General features: G+C 70.2%; 23 protein-coding genes and 1 tRNA gene. 9 read left to right on the top strand and 15 right to left on the bottom strand.

The annotated features are described in order from the left end of the window. Positions 1–41: 41 nt before the first annotated feature. Positions 42–1,856, bottom strand: coding sequence for an excinuclease ABC subunit UvrC (uvrC, locus tag BDK63_RS00440; protein WP_183329339.1), 1,815 nt, complete (start codon positions 1,854–1,856; stop codon positions 42–44). A 10-nt stretch (positions 1,857–1,866) separates the two neighbouring features. Next, on the bottom strand, positions 1,867–2,514 hold the full coding sequence (locus tag BDK63_RS00435; protein WP_183329338.1) for a response regulator: 648 nt from the start codon (positions 2,512–2,514) through the stop codon (positions 1,867–1,869). Between the two features lie 196 nt (positions 2,515–2,710). Here BDK63_RS00435 and BDK63_RS00430 point away from each other — a divergent pair. Further along, positions 2,711–2,786, top strand: a tRNA-Ala gene (locus tag BDK63_RS00430). Between the two features lie 183 nt (positions 2,787–2,969). On the opposite strand, the gene BDK63_RS00425 is transcribed toward BDK63_RS00430, so the two are convergent. Then, positions 2,970–3,275 carry a hypothetical protein gene (locus BDK63_RS00425; protein ID WP_183329337.1) on the bottom strand — a complete coding sequence of 102 codons (306 nt, stop codon included), beginning with the start codon at positions 3,273–3,275 and terminating at the stop codon, positions 2,970–2,972. A 115-nt stretch (positions 3,276–3,390) separates the two neighbouring features. Next, positions 3,391–4,311 (bottom strand): ornithine carbamoyltransferase, encoded by a 921-nt coding sequence (argF, locus tag BDK63_RS00420; protein ID WP_183329336.1) that lies wholly within the window; start codon positions 4,309–4,311, stop codon positions 3,391–3,393. A 152-nt stretch (positions 4,312–4,463) separates the two neighbouring features. Here argF and BDK63_RS00415 point away from each other — a divergent pair, with 152 nt between their 5' ends. After that, the gene (locus BDK63_RS00415; RefSeq protein ID WP_183329335.1) at positions 4,464–4,799 is read left to right on the top strand and encodes a Grx4 family monothiol glutaredoxin; all 336 of its coding nucleotides are present in this window, start codon (positions 4,464–4,466) and stop codon (positions 4,797–4,799) included. A gap of 249 nt (positions 4,800–5,048) precedes the next feature. On the opposite strand, the gene rnt is transcribed toward BDK63_RS00415, so the two are convergent. Further along, positions 5,049–5,717 carry a ribonuclease T gene (gene rnt, locus BDK63_RS00410; RefSeq protein ID WP_183329334.1) on the bottom strand — a complete coding sequence of 223 codons (669 nt, stop codon included), beginning with the start codon at positions 5,715–5,717 and terminating at the stop codon, positions 5,049–5,051. A 167-nt stretch (positions 5,718–5,884) separates the two neighbouring features. On the opposite strand from rnt, the gene BDK63_RS00405 reads away from it, so the two are divergent. From BDK63_RS00405 to BDK63_RS00395, 3 genes are all read left to right on the top strand, one after another. Further along, entirely contained in the window at positions 5,885–7,105 is a 1,221-nt protein-coding gene (locus BDK63_RS00405; protein WP_183329333.1) for an argininosuccinate synthase, read from the top strand. Positions 7,106–7,183: 78 nt separating this feature from the next. After that, on the top strand, positions 7,184–7,486 hold the full coding sequence (locus BDK63_RS00400) for an HlyU family transcriptional regulator (RefSeq protein WP_183329332.1): 303 nt from the start codon (positions 7,184–7,186) through the stop codon (positions 7,484–7,486). A 151-nt stretch (positions 7,487–7,637) separates the two neighbouring features. Then, on the top strand, positions 7,638–8,765 hold the full coding sequence (locus BDK63_RS00395; protein WP_183329331.1) for a DUF294 nucleotidyltransferase-like domain-containing protein: 1,128 nt from the start codon (positions 7,638–7,640) through the stop codon (positions 8,763–8,765). A 45-nt stretch (positions 8,766–8,810) separates the two neighbouring features. On the opposite strand, the gene BDK63_RS00390 is transcribed toward BDK63_RS00395, so the two are convergent. The 4 genes from BDK63_RS00390 to BDK63_RS00375 are packed head-to-tail and all read right to left on the bottom strand — an operon-like array spanning position 8,811 to position 14,235. Next, entirely contained in the window at positions 8,811–11,549 is a 2,739-nt protein-coding gene (locus tag BDK63_RS00390) for an ATP-binding protein (protein WP_183329330.1), read from the bottom strand. A gap of 19 nt (positions 11,550–11,568) precedes the next feature. Further along, positions 11,569–11,766 (bottom strand): hypothetical protein, encoded by a 198-nt coding sequence (locus BDK63_RS00385; protein ID WP_183329329.1) that lies wholly within the window; start codon positions 11,764–11,766, stop codon positions 11,569–11,571. 34 nt (positions 11,767–11,800) lie between these two features. Continuing rightward, positions 11,801–13,864 carry a 3'-5' exonuclease gene (locus tag BDK63_RS00380; RefSeq protein WP_183329328.1) on the bottom strand — a complete coding sequence of 688 codons (2,064 nt, stop codon included), beginning with the start codon at positions 13,862–13,864 and terminating at the stop codon, positions 11,801–11,803. Then, entirely contained in the window at positions 13,864–14,235 is a 372-nt protein-coding gene (locus tag BDK63_RS00375; RefSeq protein ID WP_183329327.1) for a response regulator transcription factor, read from the bottom strand. The genes BDK63_RS00380 and BDK63_RS00375 overlap by 1 nt, the downstream gene beginning before the upstream one ends. 134 nt (positions 14,236–14,369) lie before the next feature. Between BDK63_RS00375 and BDK63_RS00370 the strand changes: the two genes are divergently transcribed. Then, positions 14,370–15,047, top strand: a complete 678-nt coding sequence (locus BDK63_RS00370) for a glutathione S-transferase (protein WP_183329326.1) — start codon at positions 14,370–14,372, stop codon at positions 15,045–15,047. 3 nt (positions 15,048–15,050) lie between these two features. On the opposite strand, the gene BDK63_RS00365 is transcribed toward BDK63_RS00370, so the two are convergent. Then, positions 15,051–15,335, bottom strand: coding sequence for a hypothetical protein (locus BDK63_RS00365; RefSeq protein WP_183329325.1), 285 nt, complete (start codon positions 15,333–15,335; stop codon positions 15,051–15,053). Between the two features lie 217 nt (positions 15,336–15,552). Here BDK63_RS00365 and BDK63_RS00360 point away from each other — a divergent pair, with 217 nt between their 5' ends. Genes BDK63_RS00360 through BDK63_RS00350 form a run of 3 tightly spaced genes read left to right on the top strand, consistent with a single transcriptional unit; the run spans position 15,553 to position 18,564 of the window. Further along, positions 15,553–17,229: a carbon starvation CstA family protein gene (locus BDK63_RS00360; RefSeq protein ID WP_183329324.1), complete on the top strand. Its 1,677-nt coding sequence runs from the start codon at positions 15,553–15,555 to the stop codon at positions 17,227–17,229. Positions 17,230–17,246: 17 nt separating this feature from the next. Then, positions 17,247–17,549, top strand: coding sequence for a cory-CC-star protein (locus tag BDK63_RS00355; protein WP_119023085.1), 303 nt, complete (start codon positions 17,247–17,249; stop codon positions 17,547–17,549). Between the two features lie 7 nt (positions 17,550–17,556). After that, the gene (locus BDK63_RS00350) at positions 17,557–18,564 is read left to right on the top strand and encodes an ArsA family ATPase (RefSeq protein WP_183329323.1); all 1,008 of its coding nucleotides are present in this window, start codon (positions 17,557–17,559) and stop codon (positions 18,562–18,564) included. Between the two features lie 37 nt (positions 18,565–18,601). On the opposite strand, the gene BDK63_RS00345 is transcribed toward BDK63_RS00350, so the two are convergent. From BDK63_RS00345 to BDK63_RS00325, 5 genes are all read right to left on the bottom strand, one after another. Continuing rightward, entirely contained in the window at positions 18,602–19,378 is a 777-nt protein-coding gene (locus BDK63_RS00345; RefSeq protein ID WP_183329322.1) for a YdcF family protein, read from the bottom strand. Continuing rightward, a complete protein-coding gene (locus tag BDK63_RS00340; RefSeq protein ID WP_183329321.1) occupies positions 19,378–20,454 on the bottom strand; it encodes a carboxysome shell carbonic anhydrase domain-containg protein in 1,077 nt (358 codons plus the stop codon). The genes BDK63_RS00345 and BDK63_RS00340 overlap by 1 nt, the downstream gene beginning before the upstream one ends. An 88-nt stretch (positions 20,455–20,542) precedes the next feature. After that, entirely contained in the window at positions 20,543–21,190 is a 648-nt protein-coding gene (locus BDK63_RS00335; protein WP_246385628.1) for an RnfABCDGE type electron transport complex subunit G, read from the bottom strand. A gap of 54 nt (positions 21,191–21,244) precedes the next feature. After that, positions 21,245–21,880: an endonuclease III gene (gene nth, locus BDK63_RS00330; protein WP_183329320.1), complete on the bottom strand. Its 636-nt coding sequence runs from the start codon at positions 21,878–21,880 to the stop codon at positions 21,245–21,247. Positions 21,881–22,171: 291 nt separating this feature from the next. Continuing rightward, complete coding sequence (locus BDK63_RS00325) at positions 22,172–22,945, bottom strand: RnfABCDGE type electron transport complex subunit B (protein ID WP_183329319.1); 774 nt, start codon at positions 22,943–22,945, stop codon at positions 22,172–22,174. Positions 22,946–22,947 lie beyond the last annotated feature (2 nt).

Genomic DNA, 22,947 nt, shown 5'->3' with positions numbered 1-22,947 from the left:
GGTGCCGTGGCGCCCGGACATTCTATCCGCCTTGGCGCTCGTCATCCATGCAGGGCGCGATGAATCGCCTCGGCGAGGGTGGCGCTGATGCCGGGGACGCGCGCCAGCTCCTCGCGGCTGGCCTGCTTCACCCCCTGCAGGCCGCCGAAGAAGCGCAGCAGCTCGCGCCGCCGCCGGGGGCCGACGCCGGGGATGCCCTCCAGGGTGGAGGTGCGCCTGGCCTTGTCGCGCCGGGTGCGGTGGCCGGTGATGGCGAAGCGGTGGGATTCGTCGCGGATATGCTGGACCAGGTGCAGGGCCGGGGAGGTGCCGTCCAGGTCGAGGGTGCGGTCCACGGTCTCGAGGAACAGCGTCTCGAGCCCCGCCTTGCGCGTGGTGCCCTTGGCGACCCCCAGCAGCCCGATGCCGATGACTCCGAGCTCCTCGAACACCTCGCGGGCCAGGTTGAGCTGCCCCTTGCCGCCGTCGACGATCAGCACGTCGGGGCGCTCGCCCTCGCCATCGGCCAGGCGCCGGAAGCGCCGGACCAGCGCCTGGCGCATGGCGGCGTAGTCGTCGCCGGCCGCCACCCCCTCGATGTTGAAGCGTCGATAGTCGGACTTGCGGGGGCCGTTCTCGTCGAAGACCACGCAGGAGGCCACGGTGGCCTCGCCGTGGCTGTGGCTGATGTCGAAGCACTCCAGCCGGCGCGGCGTGGCCTCGAGCCCCAGGGCGTCGCGCAGCGCCTCGAAGCGCCGGGTGAGCTGCGCCTGGTTGGCCAGCTGGCCGGCCAGCTGCTGCTCGGCGTTGGTGCGTGCCAGTTCCCGCCACTGGGCGCGGTGGCCCCGCACCTGGTCGGTGAGGCGCACGCGCCGGCCGGCGCGCTCGCTGAGCGCGCGACCGATCAGCGCCGCATCGGGCAGGGGGTGGCTGGTGATCACCTCCCGGGGGATCTCCCGGGCCTGGCCCAGGTAGTACTGGCTGACGAACTCGCCGAGCAGCGCTTCCGGCTCCAGGTCGAGCCCGTTGGCCGGCGTATGGTGGCGGGCGCCCAGCAGCCGCCCCTGGCGGACGCTGAGCACCGAGATGCACAGCGCGCCCGGGCGGCTGGCCAGGGCGAAGACGTCGGCATCGCCGTCGCCGGTATCGACGAACTGGCGCTGCTGCAGCTGGCGCAGCTGCTGGATCTGGTCGCGCAGCCGGGCCGCCTCCTCGAAGGCGAGTTCGCGGCTGGCGGCCTCCATCGCCTCGGTCAGCTCGCCGGTCACCTGTTCGCTCCTGCCCTCCAGGCACTGCACGGCATGCTCGAGGTCGCGGCGGTAGTCCGCCTCGCCGATCAGGCCGACACAGGGGGCACTGCAGCGCTGGATCTGGTACTGCAGGCAGGGGCGGGTGCGGTGGGCGAAGACGCTGTCCTCGCAGTTGCGGATGCGGAAGATCTTCTGCATCAGCGACAGGCTCTCGCGGACCGCCAGGCTGCTGGGGTAGGGGCCCAGGTAGCGGCCGTCGTCGCGGCGCTGCCGGGCGCGCTTGTACTCCAGCGCCGGGAAGGGATGGCGGTCGGTGACGAACACGAAGGGGTAGGACTTGTCGTCACGCAGCAGGATGTTGTACGGCGGCCGCAGCTCCTTGATCAGGGTCTGCTCCAGCAACAGCGCCTCGGTCTCGCTGTTGGTCACCGTGACCTGGATATCGGCAATGCGGGCCACCAGGGCCTGGGTCTTGGTGTTGAGCGCGCCGCGGAAGTAGCTGGCCAGGCGTGCCTTCAGGCGGCGCGCCTTGCCGACGTAGAGGGTGTCGCCCCGGTCGTCCAGCATGCGGTAGACGCCGGGAGCCTCGCTGACGGCGCCCAGGAAGCGGCGGTGGTCGAAACTCATGGCGCGGGGGTCATTCGACGCTGGCAAAGCCTTCCACCAGCCCGTGCCGCAGCCCCAGGTGGGTCAGCTCCACGTCGGTATGGACGCCGAGCTTGTCGAAGATCCGGTAGCGATAGGTGTTGACCGTCTTGGGGCTCAGGAACAGCCGGTCGGAGATGTCGGCGACCTTCTGGCAGTTGACGATCATCATGGCGACCTGCATCTCGCGCTGGGAGAGCTGGTCGAAGGGGTTGTCCGGGGCATCGATGCGCGACAGCACCAGCCGTTGGGCGATCTCCGGGCTGACGTAGCGCTGTCCCGCGAAGACGCCGCGGATGGCGGTGACCATCTCGTCGTGCTGGGAGCCCTTGCCGAGGAAGCCGTAGGCCCCGGCATCCAGCAGGCGCTGGGCGAAGGTCTCCTCGAGCCAGGCGGTCAGCACCAGCACGCGGATGCCGGGCATGGTGCGATGGATCTTGCGGGTGGCTTCCAGGCCGCCGATGCCGGGCATGCGGATGTCCATCAGTACCACGTCCGGCTCCAGGCGCCGGGTCTCGGCGATGGCGTCCTCGCCATTGGCGGCCTCGCCGACCACGCTGATATCCGCTTCGGCATTCAGCAGGTGGGCGATGCTGGTCCTTACCAGGTGATGGTCATCGGCTATCAGTACCCGGATCAAGGCAGCGGCTCCTGAGCGTCTGGGGTGGTCGGATTGAGACTGGGGGTGAGGTTGGGCTCTCATGGCAAAGAGTGGCACAACTCGGCATTGGCTGGAAAGTCCACTTGGGGATCGGGACGATCTTCCCGGCAGGGGGTTGACGATAGCGGGAGGGCTGCGTATCATTCGCCTCGTTCTCGCAAGGCGAGACAGCGTGGGGGCCTTAGCTCAGCTGGGAGAGCGCAACACTGGCAGTGTTGAGGTCAGCGGTTCGATCCCGCTAGGCTCCACCAACAAGACATCTCGAATCAGCCGCTTGGCGCAACCCGCCAGGCGGCTTTTTCGTGAGTGCTCGCCGGGGCTGGTCGGGCGGCCAGTGGCCGGGGTGATGGCTGATCCTCGGACGAGCCCGGGCCCGCAACGCATCGGCCCCGCCGCGGCGGGGCCGATGAGCAAGGCAGCGTCAGCCGTGTGGGTCAGGCGCAGTCGGCGGCGCCTTCGCCGAACATGTCGAAGAGCAGCTCGCGGCCCAGGGGCGTGAGCACCAGCCGGTTGTGCTCGTTCCAGGAGGCGGCATCGCTGTTGACCAGCACCTTCTGGCAGGTCTGCCACTCGCTGGAGGCGCTGGAGAGGTTCGCCACGTCCTTGCGGTCGAGGCCGCGATGGGGGATCGAGACGGTCTCGAGCACGTGGCCGTGATGGTAGAGCAGGGCCGCCATGCTGGAGAGACACTGGCGCAGGCTGCGCTGCATGCCGGCGGTAGGGGAGGTGTCGATCATCATGAGCCGCAATTCCTCTTACACGCTGGAGTGTATTGCGGCGCAGTATACCACCAAGGTCGAACACAACGAAAGTCTAAGAGGGGGTGCCGGGGTCGACACCCCTCGAGAGGACGCCTCAGCCCTCGACGCGGCCCAGCAGCAGGAACTCGATCAGTGCCTTCTGGGCGTGCAGGCGGTTGCCGGCCTCCTGCCAGACCACGGCGCGGGGGTCGTCGAGCAGGGTCTCGCTGATCTCCTCGCCGCGGTGGGCGGGCAGGCAATGGAGGAAGAGGGCGTCGGGCCTGGCGCGGTCGAGCAGGGCCTCGGTGACCTGGAAGCCGTCGAAGTCGGCCTCGCGCCTGGCCTGCTCCTCCTCCTGGCCCATGGAGGCCCAGACGTCGGTGGTGACCAGGTCGGCGTCCACCACTGCCTCGGCCGGGTCGTGCAGCAGGGTGACCCGGTCGCCGGCGGCCGCCAGGATGTCCTGCCGCGGCTCGTAGCCCTTGGGGCAGCAGACGCGCAGCCGGAAGTCGAACTGGCGGGCGGCGTTGATCCAGGAGTGGCACATGTTGTTGCCGTCGCCGATCCACACCGCGGTGCGGTCCTTGACGCTGCCGCGCAGCTCGGTCCAGGTCATCACGTCGGCGAGCAGCTGGCAGGGGTGGTAGTCATCGGTCAGGGCGTTGATCACCGGGACCGTGCTGGCGGCGGCGAACGCTTCCAGCCCCTCGTGGGAGAAGGTGCGGATCATCACCGCGTCGACCATCTCCGAGAGCACCCGGGCGGTATCGCCGATCGGCTCGCCGCGGCCCAGCTGGGTGTCGCGGGAGGAGAGGAACAGCGCGTGGCCACCGAACTGGGCCATGGCGGTCTCGAAGGAGACGCGGGTGCGGGTCGAGGATTTCTCGAAGATCATCGCCAGGGTCCGGTTGGCGAAGGGGGTATAGGTCGGCCCGTGGGTCTTCAGGCCGTTCTTGATGGTGATGGCGCGCTGGATGAGGTAGCGCAGCTCTTCCGGACTGAGATCGAGCAGGGTCAGGAAATGGCGGGTGGCCATGGGGTCGCTCCACGGGAAAAACGTCCATCCTAGCCAGCCGCCGGGGGATGCGCAACGCGCTCGGCATCAGTAGAATGGCACCCATCCACAAGGCCGACCGGCGTACTCGGGTATTGCCCGTCGGTCCCGGTCCAACGAGAAAGGGAGACGTCATGAGCACCACCGTCGAGAACATCCAGCGCCAGATCAGCGAGAATCCCATCCTGATCTACATGAAGGGCACGCCGCAGCTGCCCCAGTGCGGCTTCTCCGCCCAGACCGTCCAGGCGCTGATGGCCTGCGGCGAGCGGTTCGCCTTCGTCAACGTGCTGGACAACCCGGACATCCGCGCCGAGCTGCCCAAGGTCGCCAACTGGCCCACCTTCCCCCAGCTGTGGGTCGAGGGCGAGCTGGTCGGCGGCTGCGACATCGTGGTCGAGATGCACCAGAGCGGCGAGCTCGAGAAGCTGATCAAGGAGACCGCGGCGAAGCACAAGGACGACGCCTGAGCGCCCTTCGGGTAGCGCCGAGCTGCAAGCGCCGAGCGCCCTGCAGGCAGGCATCGGGCAGTCGATACTCAAGATGAAAGCGAGAACCCCCGCCGGGTCGAATCCGTCGGGGGTTCTTCGTTGATGTCAGCCATGTCCGTGACATCATCCTGCGGCGCTCGGCGCTCGGCGCTCGGCGCTCGGCGCTCGGCGCTCGGCGCTCGGCGCTCGGCGCTCGGCGCTCGGCGCTCGGCGCTCGGCGCTCGGCGCTTACGGCTGCTCGTCCATCCCCTGCTCGCGCTGGGCCTGGGCCCAGCCGCCCAGCTCCTTGTAGCGATTGACCATGGCGCAGAACAGCTCGGCGGTGCGCTCGGTGTCATAGCGGGCCGAGTGGGCCTCGCTGTTGTCGAACTCGATGCCGGCGGCGCGACACGCCCGGGCCAGCACCGTCTGGCCGTAGACCAGGCCCGCCAGGGAGGCGGTGTCGAAGCTGGAGAAGGGGTGGAAGGGGTTGCGCTTGATGCCGCAGCGGGTGACCGCCGCGTTGAGGAAGCCGTGGTCGAAGGCCGAGTTGTGGCCGACCAGCACCGCGCGGGTGCAGCCGTGGGCCTTGATCGCCTTGCGCACCGGGCGGAAGATCTCGTTGAGCGCCTCCGACTCGCCGAGGGCCACCTGCTGGCGCAGCGGGTCGTCGAGCCGGATGCCGGTGAAGTCCAGCGCCGACTGCTCGACGTTGGCCCCCTCGAAGGGCCTGACATGGAAGGCATAGGTGGCCTCAGGCAGCAGGTTGCCCTCGGCGTCCATGGTCAGGGTCACCGCGGCGATCTCCAGTATCGCGTCGCGGGCGGCATCGAAGCCGCCGGTTTCCAGGTCTACCACCACCGGCAGGAAGCTGCGGAATCGCTGCGCCATCAGTTCGCGGGCGATCGCCTCGCTCATGCACCTCTCCTCGATCGGACTCCTGTATCGACCACCTCCCGAAGGCGCGGCCTCGAATCCGCGCCAGTCTAGCAGCTTGGTTTCGGGACGTCCCGCGGCCGGTATTCGCTCGGCGTCTGCCGCGCTATACTTGCCCCCTCAAGACGTTCATCACAAGGAGCCCCCGAATGTCCGATGTCAAGAAGGTCGTGCTCGCCTATTCCGGCGGCCTGGACACCTCCGTTATCGTCAAGTGGTTGCAGGAGACCTACAACTGCGAGGTCGTGACCTTCACCGCCGACATCGGCCAGGGCGAGGAGGTCGAGCCGGCCCGCGCCAAGGCCCAGGCCCTGGGCGTCAAGGAGATCTACATCGAGGATCTCCGCGAGGAGTTCGTGCGCGACTATGTCTACCCGATGTTCCGCGCCAATACCATCTACGAGGGCGAGTACCTGCTCGGCACCTCCATCGCCCGTCCGCTGATCGCCCGTCGCCTGATCGAGATCGCCAACCAGACCGGTGCCGACGCCATCTCCCACGGCGCCACCGGCAAGGGCAACGACCAGGTCCGCTTCGAGCTGGGTGCCTATGCCCTCAAGCCGGGCGTCAAGGTGATTGCCCCCTGGCGCGAGTGGGACCTCACCTCCCGCGAGAAGCTGATGGCCTACTGCGAGAAGCACGAGATCCCGGTCGACTTCTCCAAGAGCAAGAAGAAGTCGCCCTACTCCATGGACGCCAACCTGCTGCATATCTCCTACGAGGGCGGCATCCTCGAGGACCCCTGGGCCGAGGCCGAGGAGGACATGTGGCGCTGGAGCGTCTCGCCTGAGGCCGCCCCGGACACGCCCACTTACGTGGAGCTGACCTATGAAAAGGGCGACATCGTGGCCATCGACGGCACGCCGATGCGGCCCCACGAGGTGCTCGAGACCCTCAACAAGCTGGGCGGCGACAACGGCATCGGCCGCCTCGACATCGTCGAGAATCGCTACGTCGGCATGAAGTCCCGCGGCTGCTACGAGACCCCCGGCGGCACCATCATGCTTCGCGCCCACCGTGCCATCGAGTCGATCACCCTGGACCGCGAGGAGGCCCACCTCAAGGACGAGCTGATGCCCAAGTACGCCGAGGTGATCTACAACGGCTACTGGTGGAGCCCGGAGCGCCGCATGCTGCAGGCGGCCATCGACGAGACCCAGAAGAACGTCTCCGGCGTGGTGCGCATGAAGCTCTACAAGGGCAACGCCACCGTGGCCGGCCGCAAGTCCGACCAGTCGCTGTTCGACGAGTCCATCGCCACCTTCGAGGACGATGCCGGCGCCTACGACCAGAAGGATGCCGAGGGCTTCATCAAGCTCAACGCCCTGCGCCTGCGCATCGCCGCCGGCAAGGGCCGCAAGCAGGACTGAGCAGCGCCTCGAACCGCGCTCCCGGATGCCGGCCCAGGCCGGCGTCCTTTACGGAGCGCGACGACCAGGGAGAGACCCATGTTCAAGAAGCTGTTATCCGGCCTGTTCGGCGGCGGCGACGACGCCCGGCCCGGCAACGCCGCGGCCGCCGAGCCGGTCGAGTACAAGGGCTACCTGATCGTCTCGGAGCCCGCCGACCAGGGCGGCCAGTACCGCGTCAGCGGCTGGATCCGCAAGCCGGGGGCCGACGGGGAGGAGCAGGCGCATCGCTTCGAGCGCTCCGACATGGTGCCCGGTCGCGAGGCCTGTGACGAACTGATGGTCAGCAAGGCCCAGCGCTTCATCGACGAGGTGGGCGACGACATGTTCGCACCGCGCTGAGCCGCTGCCCTTGCCCGTTCGCGACGGCGCCCCACGGGGCGCCGTCGTCGTTGCAGGGCGGGTCCTTCGCCCTTGGCCCAAGTGTCCCGTCCCGTGTCGCTGGTTACACTGGGACCCCATGACTCCCGCAAGCCGCCGACACGGAACCGCCATGCGCCTGCTCCACCGTGCCTCGTCCTGGCGAAGGCTCTTCGCCGATGACGCCCTGCCAGACCCCGGCCGCCTGCCGCCGCTGCTCGGCCCCCTGCGCGACGCCCTGATCGAGCTGGGTCCCGAGCCCGAACTGGCCCGGGCCCATGCCTGGCAGCCGCGGCTGGCCGAGGCGCTGATCCGCCTCGACCTGCCGGCCTGGCGGATCAGCCAGCTGATCAGCGACCACAACGCGTGGCTCTACCGGCGCGCCATCCAGCTCTCGCTCAGCGAGATGCAGGGGCAGGGCTGGGGGACGCCGCCGGTGGCCTACTGCGTGCTGGTGCTGGGCTCGGGCGGACGCCACGAGAGCCTGCTGGGGCCGGACCAGGACAATGCCATGGTCATCGCCGACTACCCCGACGCACGCCACACCGAGATCGACGGCTACTTCCAGGCGCTGGGCGAGCGCTTTACCGAGCGCCTGGACGAGGCGGGGATCCCGCTGTGCAGCGGTCACGTGATGGCGCGCTGGCCGATGTGGCGCAAGCGACTCTCGGAGTGGGGCGAACAGCTGGCGATCTGGACCGCCGACCGACGGGTCAAGCGCGTGCAGCAGGCCAATATCCTGCTCGATTTCCATCCGGTCCATGGTGAGCCCGCGCTGGCCGAGGCCCTGGCCGACCGGGTGGCGCGCCTGATGCCCGGTGCCGGGCTCTTCCTCGACGAGATGGCCGCGCTGCTCGACGACCTGCCGGTGGCCCTGGATCGCTTCGGCCGGCTGGCGGGTGACGACGAGGGGGCCCCCCATGATCGTGCCCTCAACCTCAAGCGCCAGGCCGTGCTGCCGCTGGTCAATGTCGTGCGGCTGCTCTCGCTGCGTCATGGCGTGGCCGCCAGCGATACCCGGGCGCGCCTGACCGACCTGGTGGTCAAGGAGGCCCTGCCGGCGGCCCACGCCCGGGCGCTGATCGCTGCGCTGGAGCGCCTGCAGGGCCTGCTGCTGGACGAGCAACTGAGCGGCCTCCGGGAGGGGCGCGGCGCGGATGGCTGGGTGGATGTGTCCCGCCTGGGCGAGGACCAGCGGCTGCTGCTGCGCCACGACCTGCAGCAGATCCGGGCCCTGCAGAAGCGAGCGCGCCGCCTGTAGTCGCCACTGCACTCCGTGGAAATCGGGTGGTGGGCGGAATGCGACCTACGCCGGCGGCGCCTCCGGCAGCTCCATGGTCAGGCAGGCGCCGCCCAGGCGGGAGGCATCCTCGACCCACAGCCGGCCGCCCAGATGGGCGACGATGCCGCGGCTGATCGGCAGTCCCAGGCCGCTGCCCCGCGGGCGGCCGCGGGTCTTCTCCGGGCTCTCGCCGGGACGCTGGATCTGGTGGAACTTCTCGAACACCCGCTCGCGCTCCTCCATGGCGATGCCGGGGCCGTTGTCCTCCACCGCCAGGCGATAGTGGTTCTTGTGGCGCGCCAGGCGCAGCAGCACCTTCGGCGCGTCGTGGTCGGCGAACTTTCCGGCATTGTCGAGCAGGTTGATGATCACCTGCTCGAGGCGGTCCGGGTCGCCCACCACCGGCGCCTCGTCGACGTCGATCTGCACCTCGAGGGCCACCCCGCGGTCCTCCTGCAGGCGGTGCACGGCGTCCACGCTGTGGCGCGCCAGGGCCACCAGGTCGAGGCGCTGGGGGTTGAGGGTCAGGCGGCCGCTCTCCAGGCGGGCCAGGTCGAGGATCTCCTCGATCAGTCGCGACAGCCGCTGGCTCTCGAGCACCACCACGTTGAGGAAGTGCACCCGCTTCTCGTCGGGCAGCTCCTGGCTGTCGCGCAGGATCTCGGCGAAGGCGCGGATCGAGGTCAGCGGCGTGCGCAGCTCGTGGCTGACCATCGCCACGAACTCGTCCTTGAGGCGGTCCAGCTCCCGCAGCCGCTCGTTGGCGGCGCGCAGCTCCTCGCTGGTGCGCGCCAGCTCCCGCGACTTCTGCTCCAGCCGACGGTTGACCTCCAGGGTCTCGGAGGTGGTGTCGAGGATGCTGAGGATCGCCTCCAGGTCGAGGGCCTCGCCGCGCACCACCGAGTTGATCAGCACCCGCGCGGAGGCGTTGCCCAGGGCCCCGGAGAGCGCCTGTTCGGCGCGGGCGATCAGCGCCGGCGGCGCCGGCAGGTCGTCGTTGTCGGGGTCGTCGGCGAAGCCCGCGAAGGCCCGGGCCGTGGCATTGGCCCCCAGGTAGCGGTCGAGCAGCGCGCGCAGCTCGCCGCGGGTGGTCTGGCCGTGCCACAGCGAGGTCTCCATCAGGCCGGGGTGCATGGCCTCGGTGAACAGCGCGGCCTGGGTCTGCTCCAGGGGCGTCTGGCGGGAGAACAGCGAGATGCCCACCAGCAGGCCGACGTTGGCCACCAGGCTCCACAGCAGGGCATGGGTGTAGATGTCCCAGCCCTCCAGGCCGAACAGCGCATAGGGGCGCAGCCAACCGATGCCCCAGGGCCCTTGCTCCAGGAAGCCGGCGTCCAGCCAGCCCGACTGGGCGAAGCCCGGTATCAGCAGCGTCCAGGCCCACACCAGGGTGCCGGCGATAAGCCCCACGGCGGCACCGCGACGGTGGGCGCCCCGCCAGTACATGCCGATCAGCATGGCCGGCGCGAACTGGCAGGCGGCGGCGAAGGAGACCAGGCCGATGGTCACCAGGCTGTAGGAGTCGCCGATCAGCGCATGGTAGAGGTACCCCATCAGCAGGATCAGCACGATGGCCACCCGGCGGATGCCCAGCAGCCAGCCGGCCAGCTCGCCCCGGGTGCTCAGGTGCAGGTGCCGGGAGCGCAGCAGCAGTGGCATCACCAGCTGGTTGCTGACCATGGTGGACAGCGCGATGGTCTCGACGATGACCATGCTGGTGGCCGCCGAGAGCCCGCCGATGAACACCAGCAGCGGCAGTCCCTCCAGGCCGGCCGAGAGCGGTAGCGTCAGCACGAAGCTGTCCGGGTCGGCGTCGCCGCCCAGCAGCAGCATGCCGGCCATGGCGATGGGGATCACGAAGAGGTTGATGGCCAGCAGGTAGAGCGGGAAGAGCCAGCTGGCCCGCTTCAGGTGGCGCTCGTCGACGTTCTCGACCACCAGCACCTGGAACTGGCGGGGCAGGGTGATGAAGGCCAGGAACGCCAGCACCAGCATGCCGACCCAGCCGCTGGCGCCGCCGGGCACGGCCTCCAGGCCCAGCGCGCCGACCAGCGCGGGGCTGTCCGCGACCCGGGCGAAGAGGTCGCCGGGCCCGTGGAACAGCACGAAGACGGTGAACACGCCGACGCTGAGGAAGGCCAGCAGCTTCACCAGCGACTCGAAGGCGATGGCCGCGACCATGCCCTCGTGGCGCTCGCTGGCGTCCAGGTGGCGGGTGCCGAAGAGGATGATGAAGACCGCCAGCACCAGCGCCACCCAGAACGACTTGTCGACCCAGAAGCTCTCCTCGGCGAGGCTCATCTCCGCGGCCTCGGGGTAGTTGACCAGCACCGCATGGCTGACGGTGATCGCCTTGAGCTGCAGCGCGATATAGGGGGTGATGCCGATCAGCGCGATCACCGCCACCAGGGCGCCCAGGCTCGAGCTCTTGCCGTAGCGGGCGCTGATGAAGTCGGCGATGGAGGTGATGCGCTGGGCGCTGGCGATGCGCACCATCTTGCGGATCAGCAGCGGCGCCATCAGCATCGCCAGGGTCGGGCCCAGGTAGATGAGCAGGAAGCTGGGCCCGAACTGCGCGGCGCGGCCGACGCTGCCGTAGAAGGTCCAGGCGGTGCAGTAGACCGCGATGGACAGGGCATAGACCGTGGGGGAGCCGATCAGCGAGCGCCCCTGCTCGGCGCGGCGGTCGCCCCAGGCGGCGATCACGAACAGCAGCGCCAGGTAGCCGAAGGCCACCGAGAGGACCACGGCATCGGTTCTCATCGGCTCGTCTCGCGCATGGCTAGTCTCCCGACCGGTGTTCGAGCAGCCAGGCCGCCAGGGCGATCACCAGCACCCAGGCCAGGAACAGGTAGAGCGGCAGCCAGGAGAGGCCCGCTTCCGCCGGCCGGTCGAAGACCAGCATCAGCGGCGGCGCGAAGAGCAGCGTGGCGAGCACCGTCAGGGCGATCAGCCGCTCCTTGAGACGAGGCGTGTTCATGGCCGGGGGGCCGGCCGTTGGCGGCTCGGGGGCGTCATGAGGCGCAGGCATCCTCCTTGTCCAGGGCGCTGGTCTGCAGGGCCAGCGCCTGCTCCAGGGTCTCGATCCCCCGGGCCTCCAGGCGGGGCAGCAGCGCCAGCCACAGCTCGGCGGTGACCCGGGCGTCGCCGAGGGCGGTGTGCCGCGTGCCGGGCGGGAAGCTCAGCCCGTAGCGGTCGGCCAGGCTGTCCAGGTCGTGGCCATCCAGGCTGGCATCCAGGGCCCGGGAGATCAGCAGGGTGTCGAGCACCGGCATGTCCAGGGCGACCCCGGCGCCTGGCGGCTGCAGGGCGAGCAGGTCGAAGGCGGCGTTGTGGGCCAGGATCACGGCGTCGCCCACGTAGTCGCGGAAGCGTGGCAGCACCACCGGCAGCGGCGGGGCGCCGGCCACGTCGTCGTCGGTGATGCCGTGGATCGCCGTGCTGGCCGGCGGGATCGGGCGGCCGGGGTCGACGCGCACGTCGAAGATGTCGCTGGCCAGCAGTCGGGCATTGACCACCCGGCAGGCGCCGACGCTGATCACGGTATCGCCGCGGCGCAGCTCCAGGCCGGTGGTCTCGGTATCGAAGGCGACCACCTCCAGCGAGCGCAGTGGGCGGGCGGCGAGCTCGGCATCGGGGGCCGGCAGGTCGGCGATGCCGAAGTCGTGGAACTCGGGCCGCGGCGGGGTCCGCGGGCGCGGGGCCCCGACCCGCTCGGTGGCCGGCAGCGGCAGGCGCAGACGGGCGTGCTCGCCGTCGGCATCGGCCAGGCTCCAGACGTCGCTGGCGTGCTGGCGCAGCACATCGGCGACCCGCGGCGCCAGGGGCAGGTCCTCGAGGCGAACCTGCTGCCACTCGGCGAGCTGGCCTTCGCCCAGGGGGGCGCCTCGCCATACCAGGTCGAGGTAGACCCGCCGGTTGCCCAGGCAGATCTCGCCTTCCAGCTCCTGGTGGCCGGCATGGCCGCGCAGTTCCGCCAGCAGCGAGCCGAGCAGCACCAGCAGCGCCGTGGCATCGCCCTTGACCCAGGCCGGCATGCCGATGGGCACCACGCGGCAGGCCGCATCGCCACCGCGCTCGTTGAGCGCCTCCCAGAGGTCGTTGGACCACAGCGGCACCAGCCGCTCGCCCTCGTGCTGCATGCGCTCCACCAGCTGGCCCAGCTGCTCGATGTCCTGCCCCAGCGACTGGCTCTCCTCGTCGATCACCGCCTCGAGGCGCTGGCGCATGTCGCCGGCGGCGTCCCCCAGGGAGGTGAGGGCGTCGGCGGCGCTGGCCAGGCTGGCGGTGTGGCGGCGCAGGCGCGGCAGGCTGTCGAGGAGCTCGGCGCGGGCGCCCATCTCGCTGGTCCAGGCGGCGGTGGTGTCGGTCAGGGTCAGCAGGGTCTCGCCGTTGCTGCTCGGCACCCGCCGCAGCACCGCGCGCAGCCAGCGCTCGTCGCTGGGCACCAGCACCTCCCGGGGGGCACCGTCGGCGGGGAGCTGGGCCAGGGCATCCTGCAGGCTGCTCGCCGGCAGCAGGGTCTCGAGCCGCTTGCCGAGGCCCAGGCCGTGATGCCCCTCGAAGAGCGCCTCGGCGGCCTGGTTGAAGAGCAGCACCCGGCGGTGGTGATCGCAGAGCAGCAGGGGGGTATCCAGCACCTGCAGCAGGGTCTCGAGCTCCTGGCGGATGCGCGCGGCGCTGCGGGCCCCCTCGGCGTGGGCGGTGGCCAGCCGGCCCCGGTCGGTGCGCCAGGCCTCGCGGACGCGCACCAGGTCGGGGCCGAGGCCCCGCAGCCAGCCCTCGGGGGGGTAGTCCTCACGGGCATCGGGATTGGCCACCAGCCGGGCCAGCTGCACCTGCAGGTGGCGCAGCGGGGTGAAGAGCTGGCGCTCTAGCAGCAGGCCCACCAGGAAGATGGTGCCGCCACCGGAGAAGCAGCCCAGCCAGAGCACGACCCTGGCCAGCCCCTCGGGATGGAACAGGCTGTCGAGCCAGAGGGCGAAGGTCGCTCCCCCGAAGATGCTGACCCCGCTGAGCAGCAGCCAGAGGCCGATCAGCCGCTGACGGCGCGGCAGGCCGGACAGGCGTCTTGCCATCAGGAGACCTCGGAGAGCAGCGTCTTGACCTTGTCGACCAGGGCCTGGGTGGAGAAGGGCTTGGTGATGTAGTCGTCGGCGCCCAGCGCCATGCCCTTCTCGCGCTCCACTTCGCGGCCGTGGGCCGTGAGCATGATGATCGGCAGCCGGGCATGGGCGGGATCGGCCCGCAGCCGCTCGAGCACGTCGAAGCCGCTGATCCCCGGCAGGCTGATGTCGAGCAGCACCAGGTCCGGTGCGCCCTCGGCGACCCTCGCCAGGGCCGTCTCGCCATCCTCGGCGGTGACCACCTCGAAGCCGGCCTGCTGCATCAGAAACTCCAGCGACAGGACGATATTGGCCTCATCGTCCACCACCAGCACCTTGGCCATGGTGACCTCCTGTTATTCGTTGTTGAGGGTCAGTCTAGTGGTCGCCACGACCCCGGCAAAGGCGACCTTGGCAGGACACGGCGCGAGATGGGCATGCTAGGGTGCGGGGTTCATGGAATCGACGGGAGCACGAGATGATCAAGCTGCACCACCTGGAGAACTCGCGCTCGCAGCGCATCGCCTGGCTGCTGGAGGAGCTCGGGGTCGACCACGAGATCGTCACCTACCGACGGGATCCGGCGACCCTGCTGGCCCCGGACTCGCTGAGGGCGGTCCACCCCCTGGGCAAGTCCCCGGTGATCACCGACGAGGGGCGCGGGGGGCGGGCGATCGCCGAGTCGGGCGCGATCATCGACTACCTGGTGGCGCACCATGACCGGGACGACCGGCTGGCCCCGCCCGCGGGCAGCGAGGCCCACGAGCGCTACCGCTTCTGGCTGCACCATGCGGAGGGGTCGGCGATGCCACCGCTGGTGATGCGCCTGGTCTTCTCCCGGCTCGGCCGGCCGCCGGTGCCGGCGCTGGCCAGGCCGCTGGGGCGGCTGTTCGCCCGCGGCGTGGAGCAGCAGTACCTGGGACCCGAGGTCCGCCAGCTGATGGACTACTGGGAAGCGGCGCTCGAGGCGAGCCCCTGGTTCGCCGGCGAGTCCTTCAGCGCCGCGGACATCCAGATGAGCTTCCCGGTGCTGGCGCTGGAGGCCGGTGGCCGCCTCGTGGAGCACCCCCGCCTGGCGGCCTTCCTCGGGGCCTGCCGCGAACGCGAGGCCTATCGGCGGGCGGTGGACCGGGTCGGGGAGTTCAGCCTCGGCTGAGCCTCAGCGCCCCGGATGGTCCTGGCGGGGGCGGCGCGAGGCGGGACCCAGCGGGCCCAGCCAGAGCCACACCTGGAGCACCACCAGTAGCGGCAGCAGCCAGGCGGGGGCGCCGGTTACCCAGACCAGCAGCTGGTGGAGCAGGAAGCCGGTGATGCCGGCGACCAGGCCCACCAGGGTGAACAGCAGGGGGCGCTCATGGCCTGGGCGCCGCGACAGGCGGTAGAGGGTGCCGACGAAGGCGCCGAAGGCAGCCGCCATGGCCAGGGGAAGGATCAGCGCTTGCATCGTTTCGGTTCGCTCCGGGTCGTCAGGTGAGGGTCACGCCAGCCTAGGGCCCGGCAGGTGGCCATGACTCTACGACTTTGGTTGCAACAGGTGCTCATATCAGGGCATGCCGATGGACTTGCCGGTCACAAGGTAAGACCATTGGCCCCTGTTTGCTTAGCAGGCGACGCAATTTCGCCTGCCCATCCGCCGATCCCCTCCCGCCAAGGAGAGCCCAATGAGTGCCATCGTCCTACTGGTCCTGGGTCTTGCCGCGATGGCGGCCGGGTACTTCCTGTACTCGAAGTTCATCGCCGAGAAGATCTACCGACTGGATCCCGACTTCCAGACGCCCGCCCACGAGTACGAGGATGGCGTCGATTTCGTGCCCACCAACCGCTTCGTGCTGTGGGGCCACCACTTCACCTCGGTCGCCGGGGCCGCGCCCATCGTGGGGCCGGCCATTGCGGTGATCTGGGGCTGGCTGCCGGCCTTCCTGTGGGTGGTGTTCGGCACCATCTTTTTCGCCGGGGTGCATGACTCCGGCGCCATCTGGTCCAGCGTGCGCAACAAGGCCAAGTCCGTCGGTGCCCTGACCGGCGACGTGGTCGGCAAGCGCGCCCGCAGCATCTTCATGATCGTCATCTTCCTGGTGCTGCTGATGGTCAACGCGGTGTTCGCCGTGGTGATCGCCGGGCTGATGATGAACTTCTCGAGCGCCGTGGTGCCGGTGTGGGGCGCCATCCTGGTGGCCCTGGTCATCGGCCAGCTGATCTACCGCCGCATGCTGAGCCTTCCCATGGTCTCGATCATCGGCGTGGTCTGCCTCTATGCGCTGATCGGCATCGGGCCCTCCGTGCCGCTGCAGATGCCCGCCGAGGTGGCTGGCCTCTCCGGCAACGCGGTGTGGATCCTGATCCTCTTCGCCTATGCCGCCATCGCCTCGCTGCTGCCGGTGTGGGTGCTGCTGCAGCCGCGCGACTACATCAACGGCCTGCAGCTGTTCATCGGCCTGATCGTGCTCTACGGTGCCATCGTACTGATGAACCCGACCATGGTGGCCCCGGCCTTCAACGACAACGTGCCCGCCGGCACGCCGTCGCTGCTGCCGCTGCTGTTCGTGACCATCGCCTGCGGCGCCATCTCCGGCTTCCACGGCCTGGTCTCCTCCGGCACCACCTCCAAGCAGCTCAACAAGGAGACCGACGCGCGCTTCGTCGGCTACTTCGGTGCCATCGGCGAGGGCATGCTGGCCCTGGCCGCCATCCTCGCGGCCACCGCCGGCTTCGCCACCCTGGCCGACTGGGAGGCGATGTACACCGCCTTCGGCCAGGGCGGCGTCAACGCCTTCGTGGAGGGCGGCGCCTTCATCATCCACAACGGCATCGGCCTGCCCGAGGCCACCGCGGCGACCCTGCTCACCGTGATGGCAGCGCTGTTCGCCGGCACTACCATGGACACCGGCCTGCGTCTGCAGCGCTATATCTTCCAGGAGTGGGGCGAGATCTATAACCAGGCCTGGATGAAAAAGCCGGTCATCGCCACCCTGCTGGCCGTGGGCAGCTGCCTGCTGCTGGCCTTCGGTGCCGGCGGCGCCGACGGCTCCGGCGGACTGATCATCTGGCCGCTGTTCGGCACCACCAACCAGCTGCTGGCCGGCCTGACCCTGCTGGTCATCACGGTGATGCTGGTGCGCCTGCGCCGCCCGATGATCTATACCCTGGTACCGCTCTGCCTGCTGCTGGTGATGACCATCGCCGCGCTGCTGATCCAGCTGCGCAGCTTCTTCGAGCAGGGCAACTACTTCCTGCTGGTACTGGACATCGTGGTGCTGGTCGCGGCCATCATGGTGGCCATGGAGTGTGCCTCGGCGCTCAAGCGCTCGCGCGCCGAGATGGTCGCCGAGCAGAAGTGACAACGGGAGTGTGACCCATGAACGACGATCATGACCGCGGTCATGATCCTCGTCTCGAACGGATTCGGGCCTGGCTGAGCCAGGCCCGTTTCTTCGCGGAGGAGGTCTACTCCTCCCGTTACCGGGGCGCCATCGCCCGCGCCCGGCGAGACGAGGATGACCTCTTCATGCTGCTGGTGTTCTCGGAGATGATGGGCGTGCCCAACCCGGCGGCCTACTACACCCTGGAGCTGCAGCCCCTGCTGCTGGAGCGCTTCCACGACTGGCACCGGCGCATGGGCATGGAGCGCTCGCCGCTGGATCATTTCAAGTGCTGCTGAGGCCCTCATGAAAGAACTGCTGAACAAGCGCCTGCTGTGGGTGGGCGGCAAGGGCGGGGTCGGCAAGACCACGGTGTCGGCGGCCCTGGCGGTGCTGGCGGCGAGGCGGGGCCGGCGGGTGCTGGTGGTCTCCACCGACCCGGCCCATAGCCTGGGCGACGTCTTCGACCGGGAGCTGGGCGATGTGCCGCGTCGGCTGCTGCCCAACCTGGACGCCATGGAGATCGACCCGGACGCCGAGGTGGAGGCCCACCTTGCGCGGGTCACCGAGCAGATGCGTCGCTACGCGGCCCCGGAGATGATGAAGGAGCTCGAGCGGCAGATGCGGCTGACCCGGCAGTCCCCGGGCACCCAGGAAGCGGCCCTGCTGGAGCGGCTGTCGCGGCTGGTCACCGATGACGCGGCGCCCTGGGACCTGATCATCATCGATACCGCGCCCACCGGCCACACCCTGCGGCTGTTGACCCTGCCCGAGGCCATGGCCGCCTGGACCGACGGCCTGCTGGCCCACAACCGCAAGTCGGAGGAGCTGGGCAAGGTGCTCTCGCACCTGACGCCCCGGCGTGGCCGCGACCTGGCCTCGCCCCTCGACGATCCGGAGGAGGACCCGCTGGCCGACCTCGACGAGCGCACCCGGGACGTGGCGCGCACCCTCATCGAGCGGCGGCGCCTGTTCCACCGGGCACGGCGGCGCATCGAGAACGCCGAGGAGACGGGCTTCCTGTTCGTGATGACCCCCGAACGCCTGCCGATCCTCGAGACCGTCCGTGCCGTGCGGGCCCTGGAGGAGGTGCATATCCCGGTGGCCGGCACCCTGGTGAACCGGGTGATCCCCGAGGAGGCCGACGGCGACTTCCTGCGCGCGCGCCGCGAGCAGGAGGCGACCTACCTGGCGCGCATCGACGAGGAGCTTGGCCACCTGCCGCGACCGCGGCTCCCCTGGCTGCCCACCGATGTCCAGGGCCTCGAGATCCTCGAGGGGCTGGCCGATCGCCTCGAGGGCGAGGGCTTCTAGCGAGGCGTCGCGATACCAGACCGCGTGCCGCTGCCGGCTATGCCTCCTCGTCGGCGCCGCCGCGATGGCGCTCCAGCAGGCGGGTTCGGACCTGCAGCACGGCGCGCCCCAGCCACTCGTGCAGGGCCCGGGTGCTCTCGTTGAGGTGATAGGCGCGGGGAATCCAGCCGTGGAGCCCCGCGGGCGGGGCACTGGCGAACTCGGTGGGGGCGAGGATCACCGTCAGCCCGGCCCGCTCGAACTCCGCACCGGCACGGGGCAGGTGCCAGGCCTGGGAGACCAGGGCCACCCGCTCGATGCCGGCGGCCCCCAGCATGGCGGCACTGAACCGGGCGTTCTCCGCCGTGCGGCGGCTCTCGCCCTCCATCCAGCGCACCGGCACGTCGAACACCTCGCGCAGCGCCGCGGCCATCAGGCTGGCCTCGGCGCTGTGCTCGTCGTGGACGCGGCCGCCGCTGACCAGGATGGGCAGGCCGCTCTCGCGATGCAGGTGGGCGCCATAGGCCAGCCGCCGCCAGGTGGCATTGGCGGGGGCGTCGCCCCAGCCGAACTCCGGGGCGACATGGTCGCGGCCACCACCCAGGATCACGATGGCCTGGGCGCCGCGCAGCGCCGTCGGGCCCGGCAGGGGTGGCGGCTCCAGGCCCTGGCGCAGGGCGTGGCTGGCCCAGGGGGTGGCGAGCAGCAGCAGGCTGGCCAGCCCCAGGGTCAGCAGCAGCCCCCCGAACAGCCGGCGTGCGCCCAGCAGCAGCCCCGCCAGGATCAGCAGCACGTTCACCAGCGGCGGCAGCAGCAGGTACTTGAGCCATTCCATCAGGTCGGACCTCCCGTGCTGCCGTCGAGCCGTTCCAGGCGGCGGGTCGGCCAGTGCACCACGGCGGTGTGGCTGCGCATGCGTTCGGCCAGGCGCGGATGCTGGCGCTGGATCACCCGGGCGGCGAAGTCCGCCAGGAAGCGCGACTTCAGCTCGGCGCGGGCGCGGTCGACCCCGACCGCCTGGTAGGGCGTCGAGGCGAGCAGCATGAAGCCGTCGTCGGGAATGCGCCCGGCGGCCATGTTGGCATCGATGATGTCGGCGGCGGTACCGATGGGCTCGGCCAGGTCGGGGCCGTAGGGGCCGATGATCAGGGCGGTGTTGGGCAGGTGGAGGAAGTCGAAGCCGCGGCCGACGCAGATCACCCACTCGCGGTGCTCGATGTCGAGGTCGCGGGCCACGCCCCGCAGCGCGGCGACGTGGGCCAGGTTGCCGGCGAGCAGCGGCAGCAGGTCGCGACGGATGTCCGCGGCCATGTCCGGGCAGAGCGCGGCCAGGCGCCGCTCGAGGCCCGGGGCGGCATCCTCTGCCAGGGTGCCGAGGTCCAGGATGGCGTCGCCTTCGCCGTGGACGATCAGGGCGTCGCTGTCGGTCTCGAACCCGCAGACCAGCGGGTAGACGTTGCGACGGTCGCGCCCGAACAGCCGCTCCGCCTGGGCCTGGATCTGCCGGGCGTGGGCCAGGGCGGCCCGGTGGTCACAGTCGAAGCCGGCGCAGCCTCGCGCCTTGCTGCCCCGCGAGAAGTGGTAGGTGATCACCAGCAGCACCCCGTTGCCGGCGCGTATCGCCTCGCCCACGGCGTCGGTGAGGATCTCCCCCAGGTAGGGCCAGCCCAGGTCGAAGATCCCGCCCAGGTTGCGAAAGGGGGTGATGATGCCCAGCGGCGTGCGGGTGGCATGGGGCAGGTGGAGGCGCCCGTCCATGCACTTCATGGCCAGGATGCGGGTGGGGTGGCGGGCCAGGTAGCGCTCCCGGGAGAGGGATGCCGAGGGGCTGCAGTAGGTCGCGGCATGCTCCCGCGAGAGGGCCAGCAGCGCCTCGATGCGCTCCTGGATGGGACGGTCGTGAATTCGCATGGGCCGGCTCGGGTGGCGTTATGGTGTTGTTGTGGGCCCTATCGTCCACCAGGCGGGACGCCGATGCAAAGCCGCGGCTGCCCCGGCCTCAGGGGGCGGCACGCTCCGCGTCAGGGGCGAGCAGCCGCTCCCGGTGCAGGTCGAAGTAGCAGAGCGCCTGATGCACCGCGCTGACCACCGCCCGGGCCGTGACCGTGGCACCGCTGAGCCCGTCGAACTCGCCGCCGTCCCCCCGCAGTGCCCAGCCGCCGGCGGGGTCGTCCAGGGAGCGGCCGTCGAACTGGCGGATCCAGTCGCTGCGGCGCGTCTCGATGGCATCCCCGAGCCCCTGGGTCTCGTGATGGTCGGTGACCCGGGCGCCGGTGATGGCCCCCTCGGCGTCGATGCCGACCACCAGTGAGATATCGCCGTGATAGCCGCGGCCGGTCACCACCGGCAGCACCACGCCGATGACCCGCTCCTGGTCGCTGCCGGTGGCGGTGCGCGCCCGCCAGGCCTCGAAGGGGGTCTGGTGGCCCATGCGGCGTTCGGCGGGCAGGCAGAGCGTGTCCCCAAGGAGGTCGTTGTCGTAGCCGGGCGGGGCGACCTCGGTCACCTCCCGGTAGGGGCTGTCGAGCGTGGCGGCGTGCTCGGCCTGCCCGGGGGAGGCGCCGAGACCGCAGAGCACCAGCAGCGGGATGGCGAGGCGGACCGGGAGGCGACGGGCCGGTTTCCTGCGGTTGGCTGACATGGGCATCGGGGGTGTCTCCTCGGCGGCGTGCGGGACACACCCACTATCGCCTCTCCGCGCTCAGAGTTCGACCTTCTCCTTGAACTCGCAGAGGTCCTCGATCACGCAGCTGCCGCAGCGCGGCTTGCGCGCCAGGCAGGTGTAGCGGCCGTGGAGGATCAGCCAGTGGTGGGCGTCCTGGCGAAACTCCTTCGGCACGTGGCGCAGCAGCTTCTTCTCGACCTCGACCACGTCCCTGCCCCTGGCGATCCCGGTGCGATTGGCGACCCGGAAGATATGGGTATCCACGGCGATGGTGGGCTGGCCGAAGGCGGTGTTGAGGATGACGTTGGCGGTCTTGCGGCCGACGCCGGGGAGCGCCTCCAGGGCGGCGCGGGTCTTCGGCACCTCGCCGCCGTGCTGCTCCACCAGCAGGTGGCAGGTCTTCATCAGGTTCTCGGCCTTGGTGTTGAAGAGGCCGATGGTCCTGATGTGTTCCTTGAGGCCGTCGATGCCCAGGTCGATGATCGCCCGGGGGGTGTTGGCCACCGGGAAGAGCCTGGCCGTCGCCTTGTTGACGCCCACGTCGGTGGCCTGGGCGGAGAGCAGCACCGCCGCGAGCAGCTCGAAGGGTGTGGTCCAGTTCAGCTCGGTGGTGGGTTCGGGGTTGTGGTCGCGCAGCCGCGCGAAGATTTCAAAGCGTTTCTGGGCGTTCATGGCATCTTTTTCGTGGTTCGTCGGGCGCCTTCGGCGCCATTCGTCGCAGCGTCAAACCGCGAGTAAGCTCAGCTCCTACCAGCAGTCTTCAGCCTCGGTGACTCAGACGCTACTCCGAGGCCGGTTTCTTCTGGTGGGAGCCACGCTCTGCGGGGCGAAGTGAGCGGAGACTACTGCATGAGCCAGTGGCACTGGGGGGCGCCTTCGGCGCCATTCGCCGGGCGGAGCCCAGCTCCCACCAGTAGCTTGAAGCGATTTAGACTCCGCTTTCGCCCAGCGGTGTGATTCGCCTTATTCTGCCGTGCCTGCCTGCTCCAGCGCGCTTCTGGCCTCGGCCAGCAGCCGCTCGGCTTCGGGGAGCTGGGCGCGGGCGGTGGCCTCGGCCTCGGCGTCGCCACGGCGCCGGGCGCTCTCCAGCTGCTGGCGCACCCGCTTCACGGCCTGCTCGGCGGCCCTGGCGGCCATCTGCCGCTGCCGCACGCCCGGCGGTCCCGCGGTTTCCTGGCGTCCACGCTGCTGCAGCAGCCGTTTCTGGCGCTCCAGGCGCTTCTCGCGGGCCTCCCGGGCCAGGCGCGCCTGGCGGGCGCGATGACGGATGCGGCCAAGCGTAGCTCGCTGGGCCAGGTAGGCCTCGCGCTCGGTCTCGCTTTCCGCCGCCTGCCAGGCAGGGTGGGGGACCAGGTCGATGCAGTCCACGGGGCAGGGCGCCACGCACAGCTCGCAGCCGGTGCACTCGTCGGCGATCACCGTGTGCATGCGCTTGGCCGCGCCGAGGATGGCGTCTACCGGGCAGGCCTGGATGCACTTGGTGCAGCCGATGCACTCGGCCTCGCGGATCACCGCGGCCAGCGGCGACTGGGCGGGCTCCGCCAGGGGCACGAGGGGCTGGCCGGTCAGCGCGGCGAGGCGCTCGAGGGTGGGCTCGCCGCCCGGCGGGCAGCGGTTGATCGGCTCGCCGTCGGCGATGGCCTCGGCATAGGGCAGGCAGCCATCGAAGCCGCACTTGCCGCACTGGGTCTGGGGCAGCAGGGCGTCGATGGCCTCGATCCGCTCGTGTCGGCTCACGG

The organism is Halomonas campaniensis (genome assembly GCF_014193375.1).
Classification (GTDB): Bacteria; Pseudomonadota; Gammaproteobacteria; order Pseudomonadales; family Halomonadaceae; genus Halomonas; species Halomonas campaniensis.
Note: the sequence above shows the minus strand (reverse complement) of the source record. Positions and strands in the feature narration are given on the sequence as shown.

What these genes read in the sequence shown, in the direction of transcription:
- uvrC (WP_183329339.1), bottom strand. Translation starts at nt 1,856, where the DNA reads ATGAGTTTCGACCACCGCCGCTTCCTGGGCGCCGTCAGCGAGGCTCCC.
- BDK63_RS00425 (WP_183329337.1), bottom strand. Translation starts at nt 3,275, where the DNA reads ATGATGATCGACACCTCCCCTACCGCCGGCATGCAGCGCAGCCTGCGC.
- argF (WP_183329336.1), bottom strand. Translation starts at nt 4,311, where the DNA reads ATGGCCACCCGCCATTTCCTGACCCTGCTCGATCTCAGTCCGGAAGAG.
- BDK63_RS00415 (WP_183329335.1), top strand. Translation starts at nt 4,464, where the DNA reads ATGAGCACCACCGTCGAGAACATCCAGCGCCAGATCAGCGAGAATCCC.
- rnt (WP_183329334.1), bottom strand. Translation starts at nt 5,717, where the DNA reads ATGAGCGAGGCGATCGCCCGCGAACTGATGGCGCAGCGATTCCGCAGC.
- BDK63_RS00405 (WP_183329333.1), top strand. Translation starts at nt 5,885, where the DNA reads ATGTCCGATGTCAAGAAGGTCGTGCTCGCCTATTCCGGCGGCCTGGAC.
- BDK63_RS00400 (WP_183329332.1), top strand. Translation starts at nt 7,184, where the DNA reads ATGTTCAAGAAGCTGTTATCCGGCCTGTTCGGCGGCGGCGACGACGCC.
- BDK63_RS00395 (WP_183329331.1), top strand. Translation starts at nt 7,638, where the DNA reads ATGCGCCTGCTCCACCGTGCCTCGTCCTGGCGAAGGCTCTTCGCCGAT.
- BDK63_RS00390 (WP_183329330.1), bottom strand. Translation starts at nt 11,549, where the DNA reads ATGAGAACCGATGCCGTGGTCCTCTCGGTGGCCTTCGGCTACCTGGCG.
- BDK63_RS00385 (WP_183329329.1), bottom strand. Translation starts at nt 11,766, where the DNA reads ATGAACACGCCTCGTCTCAAGGAGCGGCTGATCGCCCTGACGGTGCTC.
- BDK63_RS00380 (WP_183329328.1), bottom strand. Translation starts at nt 13,864, where the DNA reads ATGGCAAGACGCCTGTCCGGCCTGCCGCGCCGTCAGCGGCTGATCGGC.
- BDK63_RS00375 (WP_183329327.1), bottom strand. Translation starts at nt 14,235, where the DNA reads ATGGCCAAGGTGCTGGTGGTGGACGATGAGGCCAATATCGTCCTGTCG.
- BDK63_RS00370 (WP_183329326.1), top strand. Translation starts at nt 14,370, where the DNA reads ATGATCAAGCTGCACCACCTGGAGAACTCGCGCTCGCAGCGCATCGCC.
- BDK63_RS00365 (WP_183329325.1), bottom strand. Translation starts at nt 15,335, where the DNA reads ATGCAAGCGCTGATCCTTCCCCTGGCCATGGCGGCTGCCTTCGGCGCC.
- BDK63_RS00360 (WP_183329324.1), top strand. Translation starts at nt 15,553, where the DNA reads ATGAGTGCCATCGTCCTACTGGTCCTGGGTCTTGCCGCGATGGCGGCC.
- BDK63_RS00355 (WP_119023085.1), top strand. Translation starts at nt 17,247, where the DNA reads ATGAACGACGATCATGACCGCGGTCATGATCCTCGTCTCGAACGGATT.
- BDK63_RS00350 (WP_183329323.1), top strand. Translation starts at nt 17,557, where the DNA reads ATGAAAGAACTGCTGAACAAGCGCCTGCTGTGGGTGGGCGGCAAGGGC.
- BDK63_RS00345 (WP_183329322.1), bottom strand. Translation starts at nt 19,378, where the DNA reads ATGGAATGGCTCAAGTACCTGCTGCTGCCGCCGCTGGTGAACGTGCTG.
- BDK63_RS00340 (WP_183329321.1), bottom strand. Translation starts at nt 20,454, where the DNA reads ATGCGAATTCACGACCGTCCCATCCAGGAGCGCATCGAGGCGCTGCTG.
- BDK63_RS00335 (WP_246385628.1), bottom strand. Translation starts at nt 21,190, where the DNA reads ATGCCCATGTCAGCCAACCGCAGGAAACCGGCCCGTCGCCTCCCGGTC.
- nth (WP_183329320.1), bottom strand. Translation starts at nt 21,880, where the DNA reads ATGAACGCCCAGAAACGCTTTGAAATCTTCGCGCGGCTGCGCGACCAC.